Genomic DNA, 25,485 nt, shown 5'->3' with positions numbered 1-25,485 from the left:
ATATCTAAGCAGCTATGTCGCTAAGTACTAAACATCACGCATTTAAATTGCTTTCATCCACAACCAGCTTTAACACTTGGCCGGGTTGAATGTATTGCGATGAGGTTAAGCTATTCCACTCGAGCAGCTCGGCAACCGTCACTTTAAACTTGCTGGCAATACGCGCTAAGGAATCGCCAGATTTCACCTTGTAGCTGACGGTGCGAATTTGCTCCGCTTCCGCTTGGGTTTGCGGCGCAACGATGGTCAGTTTTTGGCCCATTTGCAATTTACTGTCTTTACTTAAATGGTTCCAAGCGGTGAGCTGTTTCACCGATACCTTATGATTTTGTGCGATTTGCCACAGGGTATCGCCGGATTTCACTTGGTAAGTCAACTTATTGCCAGAGGTTGAAGTTGCCGCTTTTTTAGGTAACTTCTGGCTGGTTGACATGGCATACAGCTGTTTATCGTCGGCAGAGACCGGAATAATCAGGTGTCTACCCGCGATGATATTGTTATTTTTCATACCATTAGCCGCACGGATCGCATTGACTGTGGTATGGTGTTTCTTGGCAATGGCACCGATACTGTCACCGGATTTAATGGTGTATCTGAGCCAACTCACACGGGCTTCACTCTCGGTTTCGGCCAGTGCTTTTTTAAACTCTTCTGACTTATCAATCGGCAATACCAGCGTATGGGGTCCAGTCGGTGCGGTGGCCCAGCGGTTGTATCCAGGATTGAGTTTTAATAGCTCATGGGTCGTCATATTGGCGAGCCCTGCCGCCATAGCTAAATCAATTTGGCTATCGATATCAACCACTTCGATAGAAGGGCTGTTTTCAATTGGCGCCAGTGTGATGCCGTACTCGTCGGCATGTTTAATCACTTCGGCGAGGGCCAACAATTGTGGCACATAACGCTCAGTCTCTTTTGGCAGATCCAGTGACCAAAAATCGGTTTTAAGGCCTTTATCTTCATTGCGTTTAATTGCATTGAGGACGCGAGACTCGCCCGAGTTGTAGGCTGCAATCGCATAAAGCCAATTGTTATTGGTTTTGTCGTACAGGTATTCGAGCATGTCCAACGCGGCCACCGTGGAGGCGGGCACATCGCGACGGCCGTCGTACCACCAGTTCATCTCTAACCCAAAATGGCTGGCCATTGGGGTCGTAAATTGCCAAAGCCCTGAGGCGGCACTGGCTGAGGATGCGCTGGGATCGAAGGCGCTTTCGATAATCGGCAGCAACGCGATCTCAATGGGTAGATGGCGCTTTTCAAGCTCTTCGACGATCAAATACATGTAAGGCGCCGCACGCTCAGAAATCACTTCGAGGTGTTTGGGGTTCTTGATGTACCAATCGCGATAATAGTTAACTAATTTCTTATCAGGAACGGGGAGTTGCATTCCTTGACGAATTCGCTCCCACACATCAGTAATTTGCGCCGACTCAGGTTCGGTTGCGAGATAATACTGTGGGACGGTATTTTCAGTTGTGACGGTTTCAGCTTCAGGTTTGGTCACCTGATGGTTGTCTAAAGTCTGACAACCTGTGAGCAGGGCAAATCCCCCTGCTACAACATAAAGTGATACTCTCATGGAAAACGATAGTCCTCTGTTAGTGCATTGCCACTGCACAATCTCATCTAGCCTAAATAAGCTAACGAATTGATTATTATGTAAATAGCGGCAACACAGAGCGCAAAGTATTCACGCAAAAACGAGCCATTCTATGGGATCTTTTTGATCTTGTCCCTAAATTATCGTACATCTTGTAGGGTCACTTTTGATTTACATCATCAAAAGTGGAAAAAACTGTATAAATTTCAGCCATAAATAGATCGTTTTTTACTAAAAAATATCTTTCCACTGCCTGAGTAGGGTAAAACAGGTCAGTTCATCTGCTTTAGTCAGATCTTGATCACAAAACTGAATTTTTATGCTGTCGACTATGGTGGGCGACAAAGGGCGTAGGAAGGGATTAATGGCTAGCTCTAATCCAATCGTAGAGGGAATGGTGGCTTTGCCTTGGGCACGAAGGGTACTTGCCTGCTCCACATAGGCATTGAGTGCTTCATTATCAGTATCGACCGTTTGGGCAAACTTCAGATTTGATAAGGTGTATTCATGGGCGCAATACACTCGGGTTTCATCGGGCAGCGCCGCGAGCTGGCTTAAGGATTGCCACATTTGGCTTGGTGTGCCCTCAAATAAGCGGCCGCAACCTGCGCTAAAGAGGGTATCACCGCAAAATAATGCGTCATCAACCAGATAGGCAATATGCCCCGCGGTATGACCAGGAACGGACAGGATTCGCACTGGCGCGTCAATAAAAGGAAGGGTGAGTGTGTCACTCAGCGTTGGCTCAATTGGCTGATTGATGCCTTGAATATCTTCACTTTGTGGACCATAAACCGCTAAGTCATGGCCTGTGGTCTGTTTTACTTGGGCCGTTAGGGCGGCGATCCCACCCGTGTGATCCCTATGGTGATGGGTGATCAAAATACCCGCTAGTGAGAGTTGCTGGGCGCGCAAGTAGTCGAGCACGACATTGGCATCGCCTGGGTCAACCACATATACGGCTTGCTGGGAGTCTTGTCGCAACACCCAGATATAATTGTCATTAAAGGCATTAATCGCTGTTATAGTGAGCATAGCACCGCCGATCGCTGTATTTCGTTTTGAAGATAAGGTTATTATCCATAAGAGGGGCCCACTTGGCGACTGTTGCGATTGCCCATGGCAATTGCTCATGGCATAAGCTAGGGACAAATGCCAAGGTGGTAATGGGCAAGATGGGTGATTTGCATTCAGCATTAAGCATATGGGTAACGGGAAGGGAGGAGACTTGTGTCGTATAACAGTGCTATGCGCAAACCCGAACAATGGGACGATTTGCCCAATGGTCCTGCACTCCAACAAGCCGTTGCCGATAAGCTTGCCGATTGGTGGCCAAGGGTGTTTGGCTACCACTTACTCAAACTCGGCCCCTTAAGCGCCGATCTCTCGAGTATGGCATCCCCCGTTGCGCACCATTTCTCTCTGTGCTCAGAACCTAATGCCTCGTTAATTGGCGATTTTTGCCATTTACCCCTACAGAATGGGGTGATCGATGCGGTGCTGATGAGTCTGTTGCTCGAATTTGAAGCCGATCCATACCGTATCCTGCGGGAAACTGACAGAGTGCTGATCGCCGGCGGATACTTATTTATCGTGGGTTTTAATCCCTTAAGCCCAGTGTTTCTCGGTAAGTTATGGCCAAAATATCAGGACAATCTACCCTGGTGTGGGCGTTTTTTCATGCCCTCTCGAGTACGAGATTGGTTAGGACTATTGGGCTATCAAGTGGTGAGCGATGAGCGTTTAGTCTACCACCCGTTAATTGGTGAGTTTAATGACGGCCGTTTTATGCAGCAAACCTTGGCCTCATGGCTACCCAGTGCGGGCAGCTTATATTTGATTGTGGCACGTAAATTAGAGTCGCCATTAACGCCCATCCGCGACAAACGTAAAGTATTACAGCCGAATTGGACCACAGCCCCGAGCGCGGGTCGAACCGGGCATTTATCCGAACATACCAAATAATTTCATTCATTAATGAGTCTGTTATGCGAATAACCTTAAGGCAACTTGCGGTATTTGAAGCCGTTGCACGCAGTGGACAAGTGGCGAAAGCGGCGGAGCAAGTTAATCTATCGCCGCCTGCGACCTCCATGGCCTTGGCCGAATTAGAAAAACAGCTCAATGCCCGTTTATTTGAGCGGATTGGCAATCGATTACAGCTCAACTCCCAAGGGAATTTGTTATTGCCACTGGCGACGGACTTGTTACATAGAGTTGAGCAAATCGAGCAGGCGTTCACGCGCCAAGACGGCGATTTAGTCGGGCATTTAAGCGTGAGCGCCAGTTCCACTATTGGTAACTATTTGTTAGCAAAAGCGGCGGTGGCCTTTTGTCAGCAACATACGCAAACCCATGTGGATGTGGCCATTACCAATACCCAAGAAGTGATCCAATCGGTCGCGCAATTTCGCGCCGAAATGGGGTTTATCGAAGGACATTGCACCGATAATCGCTTGAATATTGAGCCTTGGCATAAGGACAGACTACTCGTCTTTTGCCATCCGGCGCATCCCCTCGCTGGGCAGACGGTTAAACCCGCGGCGGTCAAAGGCCAATCTTGGGTATTAAGGGAGGAAGGCTCGGGCACGCGTGAATATTTTGTCAATGCAGCCAATGAATTAGGTATGCAGCCCGAGGCGAAATTCTGCTTTACCACGCCCGATGCCATTAAGCTTGCGGTAAAACAAGGGGCTGGACTGGGTGTGCTCTCTGAGTTGGCGCTGGATAAAGACATCAGCCGAAAAGAGCTGGCACTGGTAACCATTGAAGGGCTAGTGCTAGAGCGACAATTTTATCGTATTACCCACAAGAGCCGCCAAGCCACGTCATTAGGCCTAGCCTTTGTGCAGTTTTGCGGCAATTTCTTCCATTTATCTCGGGAGTGATCGGCGCAACGTTTAGCGCCGAAATGAGTACTGGTATTAGGACTCAGGCTGATAGCCTTCATCGACTTGGGTAGGGCTGGCTTCAGCGGCGGCGCGGGCGAGTTGATCGCAGCGCTCGTTTTCGGCATGACCTGCGTGGCCTTTCACCCAACGCCAATCAATTTGGTGGAGCTGGGCGGCTTTGTCTAACCGTTTCCAGAGATCAACATTTTTTACTGGTGTACGATTCGAGGTCATCCAGCCTTTTTTCTTCCAACCATGGATCCAGGTGGTGATCCCTTGGCGCATATATTGGCTATCGCTGGTTAAAATGACCTTACAAGGCTCTTTTAACGCCTCGAGGGCGACGATGGGGGCTAATAATTCCATGCGATTATTGGTCGTCAAGGCAAAACCATCGGACATCTCCTTTGTATGGCCCTTATAATTCATTACAATGCCATAGCCACCGGGGCCAGGGTTGCCTAAGCAAGAGCCATCGGTGAAGATGTGGATCAGTTTTAGTTCAGTCATCAAATGGTTATCCGCAGCGTAAATACCGGCCGAGTATAACCAAAAAATGTCATAAGAAGCGCATAAAAGTATGAATATTATCTCAAACGCAAGCCGTCAGGTTATTTTGGATACTGAAACCACGGGTATGAACCAAGGCAGTGGTGCAGTGTATTTAGGCCACAGAATTATTGAGATAGGGTGTGTTGAGGTGATCAACCGCCGTTTAACGGGCCGTTATTTCCATCAATATATCAATCCCGGCCAAGCGATTGACCCAGAAGCGATTGCGGTTCACGGCATCACCGATGAACGCGTCGCCAATGAGCCTAGGTTCCATCAGATAGCGCAAGAATTTATCGATTTTATCAGTGGCGCCGAAATTGTGGCCCATAACGCAAACTTCGACGTGAGCTTTATGGACCATGAATTTTCGCTGCTGCAGCCATTAGGGCCAAAGACCAGTGAAATCTGTGAGATCTTAGACTCCCTCGATATCGCAAAATTTTTGCATCCCGGGCAAAAGAACAACTTAGATGCCCTATGTAAGCGCTACGGTATCGATAACTCTCGCCGCCTGTATCACGGCGCATTACTCGACGCCGAGATCTTAGCCGATGTGTATTTGGCGATGACAGGCGGGCAGACCAAGTTCAATCTCTCTAACGATGAAGTCGGTCAAGAGGCGGGGGGCATCCAACGCTTTGATCCGGCATCACTTAATCTTAAAGTGATCAGCGCATCGGCCGATGAACTCGTTATGCATGAAAAGCGTCTTGATTTAGTCGCAAAATCAGGAAAATGCCTCTGGAGAGGATAATTTATTGCCTATGACGATGTCGCTGCGAGAATCCCTACGAAATACCACATTAGTGCTCGGCGGCCTCTGCTTGAGCGCTTCTTTGCTTGCCGCCGATGCTCTGACTACTGCTGTTAAAACCACTGAGCAGCCTGCCAATATGGCGCCAAAGGCCCAAGAAGCGCAGCCAAGCGTCGCAAAACCCAATGGTGCTCAAGTCAGTGAGCCAACAGTCAGTGAGGCTAATGCGAGTGCAGATAAAGCTGCTGACGGGCAAGCTAGCGCCGAAAAGCCAGTTGATGCCAAGCCGAGTGACGACACTCAAGCTAAGCCGCCCAAACCAGCGACTCGAAAAGTGGTGCCCATCGATACTGCCTCTGAGCTTAAAAATCGCTTTCGGGTGGATCATATGGTCAGCAGCATGACGCTGTTGATCCAGCGGGAGTATGGTTCGGCACCTGTGGTGATCGTATTGCCCGACGGCAGCAAGTGGTACGCCAATCGTCACCCTGAAACGGTGAAATGGGTCGATGGTATTACTGGCGACATTATTTATATCGAATCGCCTCAGCCTGGCCCTTGGCAGCTGGTGGGTAAGGTGGTGCCGGGATCGCAACTTAAGCGAGTCTCTAAGCTTGAAATTGAAGTGCAGCAACTGCCACAGCCGCTATTCCAAGGTGAAGAAACCAAAGTGGTAGCTCAATTGATGGGGGATGCGGAGCGGGTGCGCATGCCGGGGCTCGATTATCTTGTCGAATGGACCGCCCATTTTGTGAGTAAACATCGTGCAGGAGATGAAAACTTTGCCGCCGGTGACATTATCGTCGGCTCTTATAAAGATAATGGCGAAAAGTTCGATGAAAGGCCCGACGATGGCATGTTTACCAGTGATATCAATCTAAAACAGCCCTGGGGCGAGTACGACTTTGTGGTCCAAGCCCGCAATAACGTGTTTGAACGACAGGTTTCTTTTCCCTTTACCTTATCGCCACGCCCAGTGAATGCCGAGGTGATCACCCCTGATGATCCGTTAACGGGGCGATGGAAAATCATGTTGCACGCCGATAGCAGTGTGCTGCAATTGGCTGAAACCCATTTTTCATTCGAGCTTGTTGGGCCAGCAGGTTTACAGCTTCCCCTTGTCGTTCATGGGCTTAAGGAGAGCGACACTGAACTGTCGATACCGCCTGTGACTGAGTTTGGCAGTTATCGAATTAAAGGCACTGTGGCGACCACCACAGTCACAGGCCGTGAAATCCTGCTCGATTTGCCAGAACTCTTCTTTAACTTAGTGCAGCCTCCTGAACCGCCACCGAGTGAAGAAGAATTAGCCGCCGTCGCAGCGCAAAAGGCCGCCGAGGAAGAGGCCATAGCAAAAAAGGATGCGCTGTTTTGGATCATTACCATCAATGCCGTGCTAGTACTGCTTGGGGTCGCGGGGCTGATTGTCTGGCGTAAACGTCAAAGTCTCGCACAAGCACTTGCCGCCGCAGAGCAACGGATGTTAGATGAGGCTGGGCAGAATAAGCCAGAGGCGCCATCGCTTGATGAGATTGATTTGACCATGCCGGATGAGCCGGATAATCGCCGATAAAAGCACAGAACTGTTTGGCTATTTCGACGTCAGCTTGCAGATATTTTGTCCATTTATCATGGGGTTTTGTTAAGTTTGGCGAAATTTTAACTAAACGGTGCAATTGAGTGAAAAAAACGGTTGACGCTTCGAACGCTCAACCGTATTATTCACCGCAACTTGAGTGGAGCGGTAGTTCAGTTGGTTAGAATACCGGCCTGTCACGCCGGGGGTCGCGGGTTCGAGTCCCGTCCGCTCCGCCAGTCAAGTTGTTGAAAGTTAAAATTATAGTGCTCTAGTAGCGGTATAATAAAAGTTTGGAGCGGTAGTTCAGTTGGTTAGAATACCGGCCTGTCACGCCGGGGGTCGCGGGTTCGAGTCCCGTCCGCTCCGCCAACATTCATGAAGCCCATGCGATTAAACAGCATGGGCTTTTGGATTTTATTTCCTTTACAATCCTATTCCACTCTTCGTGACCGTGACCATTTCGTGACAACAAATCAGTTCTAACCGAGGGTCATTCCTTAATACTTTGTCGGTTAACAACAGTATTCGTTATTTTACTATTTGGGAGACGAAAATTATTACTGAAGGTCGGTGTGGCCTTGTTTTTAAAATCGAATAACTGCACAAAATTCTTCTTAATGGTTTGAATATCAAATAATATATAGAAGGCATGTCTAGCCCCGTAAGTTTATTCAGCGCCTTGTGCATGGCGTAAGTTTCTACAACTTGAGCGTAGTCATTTCACATACTTAAACCGCCGCCACCCAGCTGTGCTTTATTTTGTACATAGCCGTTTTTAAGATTGAACGGCGGTGATGGCCATGGCGCTGTTTACATTTCTTATTTGAATAATAAATAAAGCGTCTGAAAACTCACTGCGAGTGGGTATCAACGGCGATATGCAGTTTGCACGAAACCCGGTGTTTACCATCTGTACCATGCTTCTTCACTTTCCACTAGACAATAGCGCTCTCATTGTTCCAGAAGGTAAGCGAACTGCGGTTTATCAAGGCTTGGTTGTATTGTTTCCAGTTAGTCGTTTTAATGCGAGGTTTTGGCATGCTTGAGGGAGTAGTTGATAGGCAATGTCGTTTTGAACAGTGGCTACCGATTTAGGAAACAAAGCCTTGTAGGGACCACATGTTTGCCCTTAACTAAACTATTTTATCTTTTCCCATCTTTAACACCTATTTCTGGTTTAGAGTGTTTCAACTACCCCAAATCATATTCTTACAAAATAGGGGAGTGCGATAAGGGCGATGCCGATGGCGATAAGTAGCGTGAGATTGGTGACAAAATAAGGATAAATCATCAGGGTGAGGCCGACGGCTAGTGGGATGGGGGCGGCTTGGCGCTTGCCGTAGGTGAAAAAGCCTAGACCAAAGAGGCCGAAAACTAAACTCCATAACAATATTGCTGGATTATCAAACACCTTGAGCTCCTCTGTGATTAGCGTTTAGTAAGCGCCGACCAGTTACTGCGCCATGTTGGTCAAACGATGAGCTAGTGCTGCGCCGCTTCATTGAGTCTACTGCTAAATATCCCTTGGCGTAATTAAGCTTTATTCATCTTATTCGTTGCGTGAGTACGCTATTTTAGTGCGTTGTTTTATTTACATTATTAATACATTGAGGATTCAGGTTATAGCTCATATAACTCTAAGGGTAAGCCGTCGGGATCGCTAAAGAAGCTGAACTTTTTGCCAGTGTATTCGTCAATGCGGACAGGTTCGACGGCGATATGATGGGCTGTAAGATGCTCGATAGCCGTTTCAATCGATGCGACGCGAAAGGCAAGGTGCCTAAGACCGCAGGCTTCGGGATAGCTAGGGCGCTTGGGAGGATTGTCGAAGGAAAACAACTCGATTTGACTCATATCCGGCAGTTGTAAATCGAGTTTGTAGGACTGGCGCGCCTCACGATAATGCTCTGCAAGCACGCTAAGGCCAAGAATCGTCACATAAAAGTGTTTGGACTTTTGATAGTCACTGCAAATAATCGCTGCATGGTGAATGCCGAGTAACATGGCTTGCCTCTGTACTGTTTAACTGATGTTTAGGCTAGTGTGTTTTAAAAAGACCAGAGTCACAACTGTGTGTGACTCTGGTGCTGACCTTTGATCTTTTATCTTACCTTATCTGGCTAATGGACGAGTTCAAATATCGCGGAGGACAGAGGGGCAAGCTGCAGCTGAACTTGTCCTTCACCTTGTTCGACGATTAACTGCGCCGTATGGTCTTCCAGTAAATCCTTAAGCGGATAGCTTGCATCGGTTAACCGCCATTGCGCAATCAGAGATTGGGGCAGTTTAAGGGAAAATAACTTGGTTTGGGTTTGACTAAAGTTACTGACAATAATCAGCTTTTGGCCTTTGTTATCGGCTGTATTAGCCTCAAAGCGGACAAAGGCGAAGGTTGAGTCATCATAACCCGTTGCGCTGCCATTGTTAGCCTTATTGCTAGCCTTTGCAGCCGCTACCACGCTGCGGTTAGCAGCATCCAGCGAGTCATATTGCCCTAAGAGCGCGGGCGTATTTTTCCCTGTGCTGAGGTTTAGCAGTTTTTGGTAATAGGTGCGCAGCGCGACTTCTGTCGTGGTTGATTGGCCGCCATCAAACTTACCTTGATTCATCCAGCGCTGATGGGCGGGTACACCCGCATAATCAAAAATACTGGTGCGCGAAGCATGGCCAAAGCCTAGGTTTTGCGTCGCCGCTTCTCCTACTTCTTGACCAAAATAAATCAAGGTGGGTGAGGTACTTAAGGTTGCTGACACCACCATGGCGGGCAGGGCGTAGCGGGGATCGACCGCATCTGTTGAGGCATTACCACTTAAGCTACCTAAAAAGGCGGCATTGGCGATGCGCTGCTCATCGTGATTTTCTAAAAAATGCAGCATATGCGAGTCGATATCTTGCACTTTAGCCTGATCCGCGGCGATCTGCGCGGTACTTTTTTGTACTGCCATAATGGCTTTGAGGGTGTCGTAAAGAGCGACCTTGTCGTAGAGGTAGTCCATTTTGCCGAGCTGAATATAATCGCGATACAGCGCGGGGTTATAGACCTCAGCTAAGATAAAAGCTTCGGAATGGCTATGTTTTATATGACTATTTAAATAGCTCCAAAATTCGACTGGCACCATTTCGGCCATATCGTAACGAAATCCATCGACTCCCATCGCTAACCAATACTGGGCAATTTGATTGAACTTGATCCAGGAGTTAGGTAATTCATGACTATGTTGTTGCCAAAAAGCATAGTGCTGCTCGGCGCCGAGAGTGGCATAATGTGGCGGTAGTGCGGGGAAATCATGGCTGCCATCGGGGCGGACACCGTAATTGATTTTAACGGTTTCATACCAGTCGTTCATATCCGGCTTGGCGAGGCGTGAGCCGTTGCCCGTCCATTTGGCGGGGATTTCCTTAAATTGACCATCACTTAGGAGATGCGATTCACCGCCTAACGGTTTGAGGCTATCAGGCAAATCGGGCACTTGAAAGCCAGAGGATTGCTTTTTATCCGTCACATAATAAAAGTTATTATGCTTTGCATATTCAAGGGTTTGATTATCGTCTTCACCAAAATCGCGCACGCCCTCGGGCTTAGTGATGGAATGGTAATTACGCGCCACATGGTTGGGCACTATATCGATAATCACTTTTAAGCCTTGCTTGTGGGTACGCTCGATAAGTGCCTGAAACTCCTGTAAGCGCTTGGCGGGATCGACCGCTAAATCGGGGTTTACGTTGTAATAATCTTTAACCGCATAGGGCGAACCGGCGCGTCCCTTAACCACATCGGGATCATCATTACTCACGCCAATCGCACTGTAATCGCCAATTAAAGCGTGGTGGGGTACACCCGTATACCACACATGGGTAACGCCTAAGTCTTTGATACTTTTGAGTGCTGTGTCATCAATATCATTAAATTTACCCACACCGTTTTCGCTAATCGTGCCCCAAGGTTTATTGGTGGTGTTTTTATTGCCATAGAGCCGGGTAAAAATTTGATAAACAACGGGTTTAAACTTATTTGCTTGCTCGGCATTGTGATGGGCTGGCAGGATTTCGCCTTCGCCTACATTTGGATTGGCAGGCACAGTTTTAGCTGCCACTGCCTGTAACGCCGTTGCTTGAGTAGTGATTGTTTGAGTGGTGATTACTTGAGCGGCCATGGCGTTAAAAGCGCTAATGCTGCTGAGGGCCAGTACGCTTAATCCCCGTTGCCAGCGATAAGCGCGACGTTTGCTGCTGTTAGATAATAGAAAATTCAACCTAGATTCCTTTACTGACTTGGCGGCCAAACTATGGTTTGGCCGCGCTGTTATGTATTGCTTAGCTGCTTCATTTACGGGTTATAGGTGTTTGAGCTCAAGCAGCATAACGCCAGCATGGGGCAGAGCAAGTGATTGATTCAGCATGAACTTATCCCCAGTGAAAACTGAATTAGCAGAAGTATTGCCTGCCAATACCTTACTAAAGCGGCTTAAGTCCAGGGTTTGTGCTTGGTCATTCTTGTTGTAAATCACCATCACTTTATCCGCATCGGCTTGGTAGCAGGCATTGCCCGCTGCGGCATGTTTTGCCGCGCAGCGAAATTGCACATAAATGCCGTTTTGCGGCACAAAGTGCAGTAAATCGCCCGTTTGCAGCGCGGCTGAATGTTTACGGTAATTGAGTAGGGTGCGCACAAACGCAAGTGCTTGCTGCTGTTTTGCGTTTAGCCCTTTATCGCTAAAACCGCTGACCTTGCTATTGGCAAAGCCTCCCGGGAAATCGCTACGCACTACACCGTCGTGGCGACCTTCGGTCGGGCTAGTCATCAACACTTCGGTACCGTAAAACAGCTGTGGAATGCGTTTGGCCGTTAACACATAGGTGAGGGCCATTTGGTACAGCGGCAGGTTTTCTTTCAGCAGACTATAAATCCGATTGGTGTCGTGGTTGCCTTCAAAGAGGACTAACTGGCTTGGGTTCGCATACACCACATCATTCGCTAACATCTCGTAAAGCTTGATAAAACCTGTATCCCAGCCTTCTGGCTCGTTCAGGCTTTCAAGCAGCTTTTCATAGAGTGGAAAGTCCATCAGGCTCGGTAAATCCGAGCTATAGCCATCGGCATTGATTTTGCCTTTTTGCCAATAGGAGACAGTAATGGGATTGGCGGTCCACTCTTCGCCGACAATATTAAAATTCGGGTATTCGGCCATTAACGCCTTTGACCATTGGGCTAAAAAGGCTTTATCGGCGTAGGAGTAGGTGTCTTCGCGAATGCCCGAAAGCCCCGCATATTCCACCCACCAAATGCTGTTTTGAATAAGATAAGTCGCAAGCTTTGGGTTGCGTTGATTAAGATCGGGCATTGAATCGACAAACCAACCGTCGACAAAGTCACTTCTATCCCGCGTGTCGGCGTAGGGATCTTGCACTGTGGTGCGTCTATGGCTGGTAAAGCTCGGGCTGGTAGAACTGAGGCTGGTAAAACTGGCCGTAGGAGCCGTTTGGGTGGCTGTGACATTGGATTTTTGCGGGACATTGAGCCAATCACTGCTCGGTAAATCTTTTAGCCACCAATGGTTTGAGCCGATATGGTTAAGCACCACGTCTTTAATTACTCCTAGGCCACGTTGTTTGGCCTCAGTGACTAACCTCTGGTAATCCTGATTGCTGCCAAAACGCGGATCGACCCGATAAAGATTGGTCATGGCGTAACCATGATAGGAATATTGGGCTTGGTTATTTTCAAGCAGTGGGTTGATCCACAGCTGAGTGACGCCCAGTTTGGCTAAGTAGTCTAAGTGCTGGCGAATACCTTCGATATCGCCGCCATGGCGACCATCGGAATTTTCAGGCGCCGCATGCTCGAGCATATCGGTTTGGTTGTCATTGCTTGGGTTGCCATTGGCGAATCGGTCTGGAGTGATAAGGTAAATCACATCTTTATTACTAAAACCTTGGCGTTCGCGGCTGTCTTCTGCCCGTGCCGCTAAAGTGTAGGGCAGTTGCAAGAGCTGCTTGTCGCCATCGAGAATGCGGATATCAAAGGTCTGCGGCTTGGCTTGGCGCAAGTCTAAATTGATAAACAAATAATGGGGATTATCCGTCTGTTCAATCCCTTCAAACAACACATCTTTGCCAGCAATCTCAACCTTAAGCTGCGCAGCATTCGCAGGCAGGGCACTGCTGTGCAGCATCAATTGCAACTTAGGATTATGCATGCTAGCCCACCAAGAGAGCGGCTCGATTGTTAAAGCTGCCGTTGAGCTCTCTTCTGTAGGAATAAGGTTTGCTGATAATAAAGCTGTAGAGCCAATAGTATCTGCTTGTGTATTCCAGCTTAATAGCAGACTAATACTAAGTAAAAGATGTTGTCGTTTGAAGATCATAAGTGTTCCTTACTTCCTACCAAGTTGTGAATGCGTAGTACCCTTCAAGTAATTTTAACCGTATGGCATTAAACCAACTGTGCGAGATATTGCTCATGAGTTGGCATTTTACTGACACTATTATTTATGATTGCTCTGATATTCCTAAAAAACTCAGTTAAGTCTTGTTGTTCAACCGTGTGAGCTAATGGATTAAAATCCTGGGGAATAATCCCTTGACCTAGCATGACTTGAGCCCAGGCCTCTTCCGTGAAGAGTTCTTCTTTATGCCTGAAAATTGAGCCAGTTTGCTTAAATAAGGTGATTTTCTGCTGCAAACTTTCAGGGACTTGCATCCGTTGACAGGCGTGCCAAATCGAGTCTTGATTCGATACTGGTCTTTGATTGAGATGATAGTGCAGGATAATAAAATCTCGGATTTGTTCGAATTCGAGTTGAGATTGGCGATTAAACTCATCCACAGTGGCTTGCTCCACACCTTGGTGGGGAAAGAGTTTCGTTAATCGAATGATGGCCGATTGCACTAAATGAATACTTGTTGATTCAAGGGGTTCTAAAAAGCCACTCGATAGACCAATCGCCACACAATTATGTTGCCACTGCTTTAACCTACGCCCAGGAATAAAGGATATTTTTTTTGGCTCAGAGAGTGGCTTGCCATCAAGCGTCGACAGTAACTTTGCCTTTGCTTCGTCATCACTCATGTAGCGACTAGAGTAGACAATGCCATTTCCCGTTCTATGTTGCAGTGGGATCCGCCATTGCCATCCAGCCTCATGGGCAATGGCACGTGTGTAAGGGGGGATCTCAGCGACTTTTTCACTGGGTACTGCGAAAGCACTGTCACACAGTAGCCAATCTTGGTAACTCTCATAGCCAACATTAAGTGTTTTTCCAATTAAAAGGGCGGCAAACCCTGAGCAATCGATAAAGAAGTCGCCTTGGACTGATACGCCAGAGATTAGGCTGAGGCTAGAGATATAACCATTTTCAGTGCGGTTGACCGTTTCAACCTTACCTTCAATGCGTTTTACGCCCGCTTTTTCACTGTATTGTCGCAGTAACTGAGCGTAGCAAGCGGCATCAAAATGATACGCATGGGTGATCCCCGCTAAAGGTGAGTGGGGAATATGTTCAATAGCTTGAAATTTATGGTGTATTGCAGCCTGGTAATTGAGCGAGTAATCCCAAAATGCGCTGATAGTTTGGGGTTTTGTACTTAGCCAATAGTGGTGGAATTGAGTAAACCCTATGTCTTTGCCAATGTTGCCAAAGGCATGCATATAGCTATCACCCAGACTCCCCCAGTGCTCAAATTGAATACCGAGTTTAAAGGTGGCATGAGTTGCTTTGATAAATTCTTTTTCGGGGATCCCTAGAACACTGTTGAATAATTGCAGTGGTGGGATAGTGGCTTCACCAACGCCAATGGTGCCAACATCAGCAGATTCCACAAGGGTAATATTGAGGGTTTGCTTAAATAACTTGGCGAGAAGTACTGCAGTCATCCAACCCGAAGTACCGCCACCCACAATGACAATATCTTTGATTTGACCCATGGTTTAGCCCTTCGTTAATTAAGTAGGCTGATGATTAATAGAGATGAGTGGTTGTGACAAATATAAAAGAAAAGCCTCTGCAATGCTTGCAGAGGCTTAGCTGTCACTGTTAGAACTTATAGTTGGCACCTAACATGAAGTTACGGCCATAGTTTTGGTAGTCACGTACTAAACGTTGGTCTGAACCTGTATAAGAGGTGAAAGGTTCATTGGTTAAGTTGTTGACTTGGAAAAGAACCGATAATCCATACAGAGACTCTATGCCGCTCTCGCTGAAGTCATAGCTGACTTGAGCATCGACCACTGTTTCCGCTTTAATGTTCACGTTTTCACGTTGCAGACTGATCTTAGTCACTTCGCCGAGGAAGTCACTGCGGTAACGAGAGCTGATACGCGCTTCAAAGCCTGAACTTTCATAATAAACGGTTGCGTTTAAGGTCTTTTCAGACAAACCAGGCAGAGTTGTTGGCGCGCTGCTTGGTGTCTCTTTCACCTCACTGTCGTTGTATGAACCACTTAAGACTGTACCGAAACCACTTAGTACATCTGCAAACATGCCAAAGTCTAATGACACTGCAGCTTCAATCCCTTGAACATAACCACCTTCACCATTTTGTGGTTGGGTGATCACACCGATTGGATTTCCTGGTACGCCTGGGAAGAGGGTACTGAAGTCGAAATCTACTTTTTGATCGTAGACGTAGTTTTCTAGGTCTTTGTAGAACACTGCGACAGAGAAGTAACCTTGATCACTAAAATAGTTTTCATAACTTAAGTCATACTGACGTGCTAACCAAGGACGAAGTTCTGGGTTACCCGCGTTACCTGTCCAGTTAACGCCATCATTTGGATTTTGGTTATAGCTGTAGTTCAAGTTGGCATTCATCTTATCCATACGTGAACGAGTCAAGGTACGCGCAGCGGCAAAACGTACGACTTGGCTATCTGCTACTTCAAAGCTTAGGTTTAAACTTGGTAGCCATTCAACATAGGAATCACCTGCCGTGCGTGGCGTTAATTCAACAATTCCATCTTCGACTGTTGCAACTGTACCGTCTGATGATTGATCGGTATACACAGCTTGAAGGCCTGCATTACCTGTGAATGGAATACCAAATACTTCAGATTCTAGATTCGCTAACACATAACCCGTTGTCACTTTTTCCTGTACTGCCCAAGAGTTAGTCGCACGAGATAAGTCCACATCGGCGACGTCGGTCTCGATATAGTTGCCGTCATTATAGAATGCTAATGAGTCATAGCTCAGTACATCGCCCATACCGAAGAAGGCAAGGGAGGTTGGATCGAGTAGATATTTGTCAGGAACCGTCATCGTATAATCGGCTGAACCATCATAGCCTTTTAGCGTTAAATAGTAGCCTTTGTCGATTTTGGTTTTATCACGGTCGGTGCGGTTAACACCAAACTCAACGCTACGAACCGCGCCACCATCGAGAATGTATTCAGCACTTAGACGGAAAGACTTTAGTTCATCTTCAATTTCGGGTTTGTTAATAAAACCGTCCTGAGTATTGGCGCCAAGTGGGCTACCCCAACCGAGAGGATCGCCAAGTTTGATAACGTTTTTATCTGCATAATCGAGGTTGTGATCAAAAACATATCCACCTTTGCCATTGTAGGCAAAGCTTAAATCATCCACTGCGCCGACACCCGTGCCGCGACCAGTACCTGAGTAGCTCTCCATACCAATGTCGGTACGATTCGCTTTAGACAGAGACACATCAGCTTCAAGGTTCCAGCTATCGTTGATGCTGAACTTATTATTCCAGCCAATAGATAGAGAGTCTGCGTCACGTTTATTTACGTCGTTACGCACAACGACTTCAGCACCTTTGATGACGCCTTCAGTCACTAAGCCATCGACAGTTGTCGTGGCAATTACACCTCCATTAGTTCCCCAAGCTGCTGGGATCTCAATACCACGTAGGCGTTGATCGTCCACAAATTTTGAGTAGTAAAGATCGAGAGTCGAGTGGAAACGATCGTTTGGAGCATACTCTACAACGGCCAGCACGCCATCACGCTCTAATTCGCTAGAGCGAACAAAGGGTTTTGCTCCTCCTAACACGCTATCGCCATTGGCATTTTCTGGATAACCCCAAGCTTGCCAACGTTCTTCTTGGTTAGGTGATACCATGCGGGCATAACCGATTGCCACACCTAAGGTATCATCGGCAAATTGGTCAATATAAGAGATACTACCGCGATAACCTTTATCGTCAGAGCCGCTGTTGAGGGCTCCGAGATCGTTCATCTCACCACGTACAGCCACTGCAACGGTTTGTTCTCCATGTGCAAGAGGGCTAATCGTTTGCATATCGACGGTACCGCCGATTGCTTGCGCCATTACCGAAGCATCTGGAGTTTTATAGACAACTACGCGGTTCAATAATTCGGATGGATATTGGTCAAACTCAACACTGCGGTTATCGTTAACTGAGGCTTGTTCGCGGCCATTGAGTGTTGCGGTTGTAAAATCAGGTCCCATACCACGGATTGAAATCACGTTCGCACGACCATCTAAACGTTGTGCCGATACACCTGGTAAACGGGCAAGTGATTCTGCAATACTTACGTCGGGTAATTTACCAATGTCTTCTGCTGAAATCGCTTCAACAATAGAAGATGATGACATTTTTAAAGATTGAGATTCTTGCAGGCTACGGCGGATACCTGTTACTTGGATGACTTCTATATTGTCATCTTGTGCTGTTGTTTGTGCAGTCGCATCATCTGCTGCGTAGGAGTGCATACTGGCGCCAGCAGCAACGAGTGCTAAGGTCAGCAAGCTGGGTTTAAATCGCATCATTTCTATCTTCCCCTTGAAGTCGCTTTTTACCGCTTATGTAGAGCGTTTTATCGTTATTACCGCATTGTTTTTGCGGCCTTTTTTTTGGTATTTCGGCGCTTAATTGACTGCATAAGTGCTGCGTTTATGACCAAATTGTTATGCAACGGTGAAGATACTACTCCCGAGGATCTTGGCCTCACAATATTGTGCATACGTATTCAATAGGTCAGAGGCCTGCCAAAACGGGGATTTCGGCCAAAAAAACTCCGATTTTATCTCCGAGTAATTCAACGCAACCTTATGTTAGTAAAGGGTTAATTTAATCTTAATCAGACAAGTCTAATGATAGCCTGTTTTGCATACGTATGCAGGCGTATTGAACCTTATTTCCCTGTTCACGTATGCTCGTTGCCACTAATACAAGCCGTAGCGCCTTTACTCCGCAGTAACATGATTGTAACTGCTCATGTGAGAGTTTTTGGGTTAGCGCGCTGAAGAATAAGGATAAAGGGGCAATATGAGTGAGTTAACTTGGTGGCGTGGAGCTGTGATCTATCAAATCTATCCACGTAGCCTTTTGGATACTAATGGTGATGGCGTTGGCGATCTGCGCGGTATTATCACTAAGTTGGACTATATTGCCAGCCTGAATGTGGATGCGATTTGGATTTCGCCATTCTTTAAATCCCCTATGGCCGACTTTGGTTACGATATCAGTGACTATCGCGAGGTTGATCCTCTGTTTGGCACTATGCAGGATTTTGATGAACTGATTGAAAAAGCCCATCAACGTGGCATTAAAGTCATTATCGACCAAGTGTTAAGCCATACCTCAGATCAACATGCGTGGTTTTGTGAGAGTCGCGAGAGCCGAACCAATCCCAAGGCAGATTGGTATGTGTGGGCCGATCCTAAGGAAGATGGTACGGCGCCAAACAACTGGTTAGCCATTTTCGGCGGTTGCGCCTGGGAGTGGGAGCCGCGCAGACAACAATATTATCTGCACAACTTTTTACGCAGCCAACCCGACATCAACTTCCACAATCCCGACGTGCGTCAAGCCGTATTAGATAATGTGGAGTTTTGGTTGAAGAAGGGCGTCGATGGTTTCCGCTTAGATGCCATTACCTTCTGTTATCACGATGAGCAGCTTAGGGATAATCCACCCAAACCCAAGGATAAACGCCAAGGGCGCGGATTCAGTGAAGATAATCCTTATGCCTATCAGTACCATTACTACAATAATGATAGACCGCAAACGATTCTATTTATTGAAGAATTACGCCAGTTAATCAATCGTTATCCAGGTGTTGTGACCTTAGGCGAAGTCTCCGCCGAGGATTCACTCGCCGTGATGGCCGCCTATACCAAGGGCGAAGATCGCTTACATATGGCCTACAGTTTCGAGCTGCTGACCGATGACTATAGCGCCGCTTATATTCGCCAAACGGTAGAAGCACTGGAAGCGAGTATTGGTGATGGTTGGCCCTGCTGGGCGATAGGTAATCACGATGCACAGCGCGTCGCCAGCCGTTGGGGACGTGGTAAGCAAACATCCGACATGGTGAAAATGCTCAATGCCATGGTTAACTCACTGCGAGGCAGTGTCTGTAGCTATCAAGGGGAAGAGCTGGGTTTAACCGAGGCGCCGATTGAATACCACGAGTTGCAGGATCCATTCGGCAAAACCTTCTGGCCAATGTTTAAGGGCCGTGATGGCTGCCGTACACCTATGCCGTGGGAACAAAGTGCTGATTTTGGTGGCTTTAGCCAAGTGACACCTTGGTTGCCTGTGGCGAATGCACACAGAGCACTGGCGGTCGATGCGCAGGAAGCCGATAGCCAATCGATGTTACATGGCTATCGTCAGTTCCTCGCATGGCGCAAAGGCTATCCCGCTTTGGTTGAAGGGGAAATTGAATTCCTCGATGCGCCAGAACCCTTGTTGGTGTTCGTGCGTACGTTCGGGGAGCAAAAGCTACTGGTGTGCTTTAACCTACAAGATACAGAGCAGGCATTATCACTGAATGCCCTCAGCATCCAGCAAGAAATTACCGGTCACGGTTTGAAAACTGCGCAAAGGGTCGCCGACACATTGACATTTTCGGCCTATGCCTGCTTTTATGCGTTGTTGAACTAGTTTCAACCGGGCATTACACCACTTCGGATGGGCAGCACAATTTCATTGTGGCTGCCTGTCGTAGTACGAAAACGCCTAAGGGACATTCCCTTTAGATAATAAAAACATGATTAGAGAGCACAACTATGGCGTCATCTATAAACACCAGCAGCCACACGAGCAGCGTGAGCGAGGCGGGAAACGGTAATTATCGTTTTGCGTTAGTCTCATTGACCTCACTGTTTTTTATGTGGGGCTTTATTACTTGTCTGAACGATATTCTGATCCCTCATCTTAAGGCGGTGTTTTCACTCAATTACACCCAAGCGATGTTGATCCAGTTTTGCTTCTTTGGGGCTTATTTTCTGGTGTCGATCCCAGCGGGACAGCTGGTTAAACGACTCGGTTATCAAAAGGGCATAGTCACAGGTTTAGTGATTGCGAGTATCGGTTGTGGTTTGTTCTACCCAGCAGCCTCCTTTGCGACCTACGGTTTATTCCTCGGCGCCTTGTTTGTATTGGCATCAGGGATCACTATTTTACAGGTGGCGGCTAACCCCTATGTTAACGCGCTTGGCAGCAGCGAGACCGCATCGAGCCGCTTGAACCTGACACAAGCCTTTAACGCGCTAGGGACCACTGTTGCGCCATTTTTTGGCTCGATTCTGATCTTATCCGTTGCCGCGTCAGTGTCTTCTGAATTAGCCCAAGCCAATGCCGAGGCGGAAGTGGTTAAGCTGCCTTACTTATTGCTGGCTGCGGCGCTTGCGGTACTGGCGGTGATTTTCGCGAAGTTAGATTTGCCCGTGATCCGTGAACACAGCGAAGCCGCAGCAGGGGAAGTACAAACCCATTTAGGCAAGACTAGCGCGCTGCAAAGCACCCATTTGGTGTTAGGTGCGGTGGGGATTTTTGTCTATGTGGGCGCAGAAGTCTCGATTGGTAGCTTCTTAGTTAACTTCCTCGGCGAAGCACACATCGTCGGTATGCCAGAAGAGCAAGCGGCCCATTACATCGCCTATTACTGGGGCGGCGCTATGGTCGGACGCTTTATCGGTTCGGCGGTAATGCAAAAAATCCCCGCAGGTACAGTGCTTGCCTTCAATGCCTTTATGGCGGCATTGTTGGTGCTGGTGGCGATGACTACCAGTGGCAGTGTCGCTATGTGGGCGATTTTGGGCGTAGGATTATTTAACTCAATTATGTTCCCAACCATTTTCAGCTTAGCGTTGCGTGACCTAGGTCCGCACACCTCTCAGGGCAGCGGTATTCTGTGTTTAGCCATTGTAGGTGGTGCGATTGTGCCATTATTACAGGGCGTATTAGCCGATAACTTAGGCATTCAATTGGCCTTTATTCTGCCTGTGGTATGTTACGGTTTTATCCTGTTCTACGGCGCGAAAGGTTCTAAAATGTAACGGCATTGGCCGATGCGAGAAAAGCGATCCCCATGGATCGCTTTTTTATTGGACTTTTTTGCCTCTAAAAGGCAACTGGGCATCTGTTTACTTGCGTATTAGTGCCTGACCTCCTATGATCCCCCGGTTTTATTACTCACGGTGACCTGTAAATGTTGAATTCTCCGCTTTCTGCCAGCTCGAATGAATTAGTGATCAGTATCTTAGCTATGGTACTGAGCGAAGGAAAACCCTTAGACCGGGCTTATTCTCAGCATTTCTCTGGGTTAAAGTTAGTGCCCGCCGAACAGGCGCGTATTGCCACCGTGACGGGCGATATTCTTCGCCGGTTAAATCTGTATTGTTTCTTAGCCGAAATTAAGCCGGAAGAAATGGAGCGTTTAGGCTCTAAGCTGCTTAATGTGTGGCACTTATTCCACAAGTTAGAACTGCCAAAAATGCAGTATTCCTTGCCGGTCGATGCCGAGCGTTTAGCCGAGCGTATCGAACAGGCTAAGAACCAGCCTGTGCTTTGGGACGGTTGCCCAGAATGGTTAGATGCAATGGGGCAAGCCCAGCTTGGTACATCCTGGGAGAAGGAGCGTGCCGCCTTAAGCACTCCGCCAAAACGCTTCCTGCGGGTCAATGGCCTTAAAGTGACTCGTGATGATTTAGCGCAAAAACTGGCAGCCGAGTTTGTCACCACTCAAGCGGTCGAGGGCGTTGATTCAGCCCTTGAAGTAACCTCTGATTCCGCGCTATTTCGGACTAACTGCTTTAAAGACGGATTATTTGAGCAGCAAGATGCGGGCTCGCAACGTGTGGCTGCGGCGCTCGATGCCAAACCGGGCATGCGAGTGATTGATGCCTGCGCGGGCGCAGGGGGCAAGACCTTACATATCGCCGCGCAGATGCAGGGCAAAGGCCGTTTATTGGCGATGGATGTGGAGCAATGGAAACTCGACAACCTTAAAGAACGCGCCCGTCGTAATGGTGCCCACAATATCGAAACCCGATTAATTGTCGGTTCAAAAACCATCAAACGCTTAAAACTCAGTGCCGATCGTGTGCTGCTCGATGTGCCTTGCTCAGGCCTTGGGGTATTAAAGCGCAATCCCGATGCGAAATGGCGTGATACCGCCGAACGTTTGCCAGTACTGATGGAGCTGCAAAAGCATATTTTAAGTAGCTATAGCCGCATGGTGAAGGTGGGTGGCATTGTGGTGTATGCGACCTGCTCAATTTTCCCCTGTGAAAACCGCGGTCAAGTGGATGCTTTCTTAGCGGAAAACCCCAATTTCCGTTTACTCGAAGATGAAACCATTAGTCCCGCCGAGACGGGTTTCGATGGTTTTTATTTAGCAAAACTCGAGCGAATTCAAGAATAAACCCGCATTTTATCTCGCCACTAAAGCAGGTTTTCATCCATAATTGAAAAGTTGCTTTAGTGCGGCTAAATACCTAAAATTCACCCCTGATTTACAAAGATTGTTCATCTTAGTAAGGTCGTTAACTTAAGCGCTAAATGACTAAGGGATGTATGGACGAAGGAATTGCGGTTACGGGCAGTATCGGCGAGATTAATGCTCAGTTTAATCAAAGCGTTAGCTTAGAATGCTATAACGGCATCTTGTCTATGCTGCTCAATGGCGCGCCATTAGCAGAAATCCTCCATGCTTTAGTCTTAAAAATTGAAGATCAGCGTTTAGGCACGCATGCCTCCGTATTGCTACTCAGCGAAGACGGCAAAAAGCTGCTCACGGGCGCCGCGCCCCATTTACCCGTCAGTTATAACCAAGCCATCCATGGGGTCGAAATAGGTCCTGGGGTTGGCTCCTGCGGTACCGCGGCGTTTACGGGGCAGCGGGTGATTGTTGATGACATTGAACATCATCCCTATTGGGCGCCGTACAAAGAGTTTGCATTAACCCACGGGCTGAGGGCCTGTTGGTCTGAGCCTATCAAAGATACTCAAGGCAAGGTCCTCGGCACCTTTGCCATGTACTATGAAACCGTAAAAGTACCGACAGCTGCGGATTTAACCTTGATTTCTGAGGCGGCAAGGCTGGCGAGTTTAGCGGTAGAGCGCAGTCGGTCACTCGAGTTTCAGCGCCTTGCGGTGAAAATATTTGATCGCCTACCTCTGTCGTTAGTCATCACCAATGCCAGCTATTCCGTGCTCTATGCAAACGATGCGTTTACCCAGATGGTTTATCCTAAAACCACTGATATTCATGATTTTTGCCCTGAACACTTTTTCTCTCCCTCTGAGCCCCACGAAATCGATTCCCTGTTTCAACATCTGTCTGAAGGTAAAATGTGGCAGGGTGAGTTGATTGGCCTGCGTAATAACGGTGAAACCTTTTACCTCGATTTAACCGTGACCGTGTTTCGCGAGCCCCATAGCAACGAGAATGGTTTTGCTTGGTTATTTTCCGATATCAGTGAGCGTAAAAAGGCGGCGCAGTTAATTAAGTATCAAGCCAACAATGATCCCCTCACTGGCTTGGCAAACCGTAATGCCTTGTTTAGACAAATCCAAGAGCTGATATCCGCCGACAGCTTAACCCCTGGTTTTAGCTTTATGCTGATGGATTTAGATAACTTTAAACAAGTGAACGATACCTATGGTCACGACAAAGGGGATGCGCTGCTGGTGCAGGTCGTGGAGCAGATTAAGACCTGTTTGAATGAGCAAGCGGTATTTGCCCGTTTAGGGGGCGATGAGTTTGCGCTGTTGCTTCCGGGCCTTGTGACGCAAAGAGAATTGTCACAGCTTGCTGATAAGATTAATAAACGTGTGTATCAACGCTATGAATTGTCCCATGATAAGGGCGTATATAGCTCGGTGAGTATTGGGATCGCGCGCTTTCCCGAGGATGCGCTGGATCTGGAGCAACTGTTAAACTGCGCCGATCAGGCCATGTATATCTCCAAGGCGGATGGTCGTAACCGTTACCATTTTTTCACCGAGCAAATGCAGCAAAATGCCGAGCGCATTGCGAATTTGCATACACTGCTGAAACAAGCCTTAGAACAAGAAGCCTTCGAGCTGTATTTTCAGCCGATTGTGGATGCGACAACAGGGCTTGTTCAGCGCGCCGAAGTGCTACTGCGTTGGCAGCACGAGGGGCTGTTTATTTCCCCCGATGAGTTTATTCCCATCGCCGAGAACAGCGGTTTAATCGTTAACATTGGTCGCTATGTACGCAAAGCCGTGATGCAAACCATCATCGACATGCAAGCTCTAGGCTGGCCAATCAATTTAGCGGTGAACGTGTCGACCTTTGAGTTTTGGTCCCACGAGTTGCAGGATGCGTTTTGCGATTCCTTTGCCGATATTATCGAAGAGCTGGGGTTAATTGAGTTTCCCTACGAGCTTATCACCATAGAAATCACCGAATCGCTGCTGATGAAACAGCATGTGCATCTAATCCAAGTGCTGAACGAGTTACGCGGCCGAGGCATTAAAATCTCTCTCGATGACTTTGGCACTGGTTATTCTTCCTTATCCTATTTGGCGAATTTTCCGATCGATCAAATCAAAATCGATAAGAGTTTTATCGATAGGTTAGATGAAGGGGAGCGTCACCTCGCATTGATAGAGGCGATTGTGCGCTTAAGTCATGCGCTGAATTTGAGTGTGACGGCAGAAGGGGTCGAAACCGAGGCGCAGCTTAAGGTGATGATGGAAAACCATATTCAAGAAATTCAAGGCTATATCTTTTATAAGCCCATGCCCAAGGCGGCATTTTTTGAGTTACTTGCCGAGCAAGCTGCGACTCATCACCGTTCATGATGAGTTCGAACAAGCCTCAAAAAAGAAGCGCGCCATATAGGCGCGCTTTTCA

17 protein-coding genes, 2 tRNA genes and 2 pseudogenes are annotated in these 25,485 nt (G+C 47.7%); 10 read left to right on the top strand and 11 right to left on the bottom strand.

All coding sequences use genetic code 11. The features are described 5' to 3' along the window. Positions 1-34: 34 nt before the first annotated feature. Positions 35-1,582: a lytic transglycosylase gene (locus B5P39_RS09210; protein WP_088211292.1), complete on the bottom strand. Its 1,548-nt coding sequence runs from the start codon at positions 1,580-1,582 to the stop codon at positions 35-37. A gap of 252 nt (positions 1,583-1,834) precedes the next feature. Then, positions 1,835-2,638: a hydroxyacylglutathione hydrolase gene (gene gloB, locus B5P39_RS09205; RefSeq protein WP_088211291.1), complete on the bottom strand. Its 804-nt coding sequence runs from the start codon at positions 2,636-2,638 to the stop codon at positions 1,835-1,837. 195 nt (positions 2,639-2,833) lie between these two features. Between gloB and B5P39_RS09200 the strand changes: the two genes are divergently transcribed. Beyond that, positions 2,834-3,568 carry a class I SAM-dependent methyltransferase gene (locus B5P39_RS09200; RefSeq protein ID WP_088211290.1) on the top strand — a complete coding sequence of 245 codons (735 nt, stop codon included), beginning with the start codon at positions 2,834-2,836 and terminating at the stop codon, positions 3,566-3,568. A 23-nt stretch (positions 3,569-3,591) separates the two neighbouring features. Then, positions 3,592-4,491 carry a LysR substrate-binding domain-containing protein gene (locus B5P39_RS09195; RefSeq protein WP_011717298.1) on the top strand — a complete coding sequence of 300 codons (900 nt, stop codon included), beginning with the start codon at positions 3,592-3,594 and terminating at the stop codon, positions 4,489-4,491. A 36-nt stretch (positions 4,492-4,527) separates the two neighbouring features. Here B5P39_RS09195 and rnhA read toward each other — a convergent pair whose 3' ends face one another. After that, positions 4,528-5,004, bottom strand: coding sequence for a ribonuclease HI (gene rnhA, locus B5P39_RS09190; RefSeq protein WP_088211289.1), 477 nt, complete (start codon positions 5,002-5,004; stop codon positions 4,528-4,530). 70 nt (positions 5,005-5,074) lie between these two features. On the opposite strand from rnhA, the gene dnaQ reads away from it, so the two are divergent. From dnaQ to B5P39_RS09170, 4 genes are all read left to right on the top strand, one after another. Continuing rightward, positions 5,075-5,803 carry a DNA polymerase III subunit epsilon gene (gene dnaQ / locus B5P39_RS09185; protein WP_011717296.1) on the top strand — a complete coding sequence of 243 codons (729 nt, stop codon included), beginning with the start codon at positions 5,075-5,077 and terminating at the stop codon, positions 5,801-5,803. Between the two features lie 10 nt (positions 5,804-5,813). Then, on the top strand, positions 5,814-7,376 hold the full coding sequence (locus tag B5P39_RS09180) for a TIGR03503 family protein (protein ID WP_088211288.1): 1,563 nt from the start codon (positions 5,814-5,816) through the stop codon (positions 7,374-7,376). A 165-nt stretch (positions 7,377-7,541) separates the two neighbouring features. Beyond that, positions 7,542-7,618, top strand: a tRNA-Asp gene (locus B5P39_RS09175). Between the two features lie 56 nt (positions 7,619-7,674). Further along, a tRNA-Asp gene (locus tag B5P39_RS09170) sits at positions 7,675-7,751 on the top strand. A gap of 285 nt (positions 7,752-8,036) precedes the next feature. Here the strand turns inward: B5P39_RS09170 and B5P39_RS25245 are convergent. The 8 genes and pseudogenes from B5P39_RS25245 to B5P39_RS09140 all read right to left on the bottom strand — a co-directional run. Beyond that, positions 8,037-8,218: pseudogene (locus B5P39_RS25245) on the bottom strand (IS5/IS1182 family transposase); the annotation flags it as partial. A 105-nt stretch (positions 8,219-8,323) separates the two neighbouring features. Then, a pseudogene (locus B5P39_RS25240) lies at positions 8,324-8,422 on the bottom strand (IS5/IS1182 family transposase); the annotation flags it as partial. 161 nt (positions 8,423-8,583) lie between these two features. Next, positions 8,584-8,793 (bottom strand): hypothetical protein, encoded by a 210-nt coding sequence (locus tag B5P39_RS09165; protein WP_088211287.1) that lies wholly within the window; start codon positions 8,791-8,793, stop codon positions 8,584-8,586. Between the two features lie 209 nt (positions 8,794-9,002). After that, complete coding sequence (gene gloA2 / locus B5P39_RS09160) at positions 9,003-9,386, bottom strand: SMU1112c/YaeR family gloxylase I-like metalloprotein (RefSeq protein WP_055647128.1); 384 nt, start codon at positions 9,384-9,386, stop codon at positions 9,003-9,005. Between the two features lie 116 nt (positions 9,387-9,502). Continuing rightward, positions 9,503-11,635, bottom strand: coding sequence for an alpha-amylase family protein (locus B5P39_RS09155; protein ID WP_088211286.1), 2,133 nt, complete (start codon positions 11,633-11,635; stop codon positions 9,503-9,505). Positions 11,636-11,716: 81 nt separating this feature from the next. Beyond that, entirely contained in the window at positions 11,717-13,579 is a 1,863-nt protein-coding gene (locus tag B5P39_RS09150) for an alpha-amylase family glycosyl hydrolase (protein ID WP_441347611.1), read from the bottom strand. 236 nt (positions 13,580-13,815) lie between these two features. Beyond that, entirely contained in the window at positions 13,816-15,306 is a 1,491-nt protein-coding gene (locus B5P39_RS09145) for a tryptophan halogenase family protein (RefSeq protein ID WP_088211284.1), read from the bottom strand. Between the two features lie 109 nt (positions 15,307-15,415). After that, positions 15,416-18,136, bottom strand: a complete 2,721-nt coding sequence (locus B5P39_RS09140) for a TonB-dependent receptor (protein WP_088211283.1) — start codon at positions 18,134-18,136, stop codon at positions 15,416-15,418. A 499-nt stretch (positions 18,137-18,635) separates the two neighbouring features. Here B5P39_RS09140 and B5P39_RS09135 point away from each other — a divergent pair, with 499 nt between their 5' ends. The 4 genes from B5P39_RS09135 (at position 18,636) to B5P39_RS09120 (ending at position 25,433) form a co-directional block, all read left to right on the top strand. Beyond that, on the top strand, positions 18,636-20,258 hold the full coding sequence (locus tag B5P39_RS09135) for an alpha-glucosidase (RefSeq protein WP_088211282.1): 1,623 nt from the start codon (positions 18,636-18,638) through the stop codon (positions 20,256-20,258). A 125-nt stretch (positions 20,259-20,383) separates the two neighbouring features. Beyond that, positions 20,384-21,655 carry a sugar MFS transporter gene (locus B5P39_RS09130; protein ID WP_088211281.1) on the top strand — a complete coding sequence of 424 codons (1,272 nt, stop codon included), beginning with the start codon at positions 20,384-20,386 and terminating at the stop codon, positions 21,653-21,655. Between the two features lie 152 nt (positions 21,656-21,807). Further along, positions 21,808-23,022 (top strand): RsmB/NOP family class I SAM-dependent RNA methyltransferase, encoded by a 1,215-nt coding sequence (locus B5P39_RS09125; protein WP_088211280.1) that lies wholly within the window; start codon positions 21,808-21,810, stop codon positions 23,020-23,022. A gap of 152 nt (positions 23,023-23,174) precedes the next feature. Further along, positions 23,175-25,433 carry a sensor domain-containing phosphodiesterase gene (locus B5P39_RS09120; RefSeq protein WP_088211279.1) on the top strand — a complete coding sequence of 753 codons (2,259 nt, stop codon included), beginning with the start codon at positions 23,175-23,177 and terminating at the stop codon, positions 25,431-25,433. The last annotated feature ends 52 nt before the right edge of the window (positions 25,434-25,485 follow it).

The sequence above is a fragment of the Shewanella sp. Shew256 genome (genome assembly GCF_002196695.1).
GTDB lineage: Bacteria > Pseudomonadota > Gammaproteobacteria > Enterobacterales > Shewanellaceae > Shewanella > Shewanella mangrovisoli.
Note: the sequence above shows the minus strand (reverse complement) of the source record. Positions and strands in the feature narration are given on the sequence as shown.

Excerpts from the sequence above, each read along its gene's own strand:
- B5P39_RS09210 (WP_088211292.1), bottom strand. The coding sequence starts at position 1,582 with ATGAGAGTATCACTTTATGTTGTAGCAGGGGGATTTGCCCTGCTCACA.
- gloB (WP_088211291.1), bottom strand. The coding sequence starts at position 2,638 with ATGCTCACTATAACAGCGATTAATGCCTTTAATGACAATTATATCTGG.
- B5P39_RS09195 (WP_011717298.1), top strand. The coding sequence starts at position 3,592 with ATGCGAATAACCTTAAGGCAACTTGCGGTATTTGAAGCCGTTGCACGC.
- rnhA (WP_088211289.1), bottom strand. The coding sequence starts at position 5,004 with ATGACTGAACTAAAACTGATCCACATCTTCACCGATGGCTCTTGCTTA.
- dnaQ (WP_011717296.1), top strand. The coding sequence starts at position 5,075 with ATGAATATTATCTCAAACGCAAGCCGTCAGGTTATTTTGGATACTGAA.
- B5P39_RS09180 (WP_088211288.1), top strand. The coding sequence starts at position 5,814 with ATGACGATGTCGCTGCGAGAATCCCTACGAAATACCACATTAGTGCTC.
- gloA2 (WP_055647128.1), bottom strand. The coding sequence starts at position 9,386 with ATGTTACTCGGCATTCACCATGCAGCGATTATTTGCAGTGACTATCAA.
- B5P39_RS09150 (WP_441347611.1), bottom strand. The coding sequence starts at position 13,579 with ATGCATAATCCTAAGTTGCAATTGATGCTGCACAGCAGTGCCCTGCCT.
- B5P39_RS09145 (WP_088211284.1), bottom strand. The coding sequence starts at position 15,306 with ATGGGTCAAATCAAAGATATTGTCATTGTGGGTGGCGGTACTTCGGGT.
- B5P39_RS09140 (WP_088211283.1), bottom strand. The coding sequence starts at position 18,136 with ATGATGCGATTTAAACCCAGCTTGCTGACCTTAGCACTCGTTGCTGCT.
- B5P39_RS09135 (WP_088211282.1), top strand. The coding sequence starts at position 18,636 with ATGAGTGAGTTAACTTGGTGGCGTGGAGCTGTGATCTATCAAATCTAT.
- B5P39_RS09130 (WP_088211281.1), top strand. The coding sequence starts at position 20,384 with ATGGCGTCATCTATAAACACCAGCAGCCACACGAGCAGCGTGAGCGAG.
- B5P39_RS09125 (WP_088211280.1), top strand. The coding sequence starts at position 21,808 with ATGTTGAATTCTCCGCTTTCTGCCAGCTCGAATGAATTAGTGATCAGT.
- B5P39_RS09120 (WP_088211279.1), top strand. The coding sequence starts at position 23,175 with ATGGACGAAGGAATTGCGGTTACGGGCAGTATCGGCGAGATTAATGCT.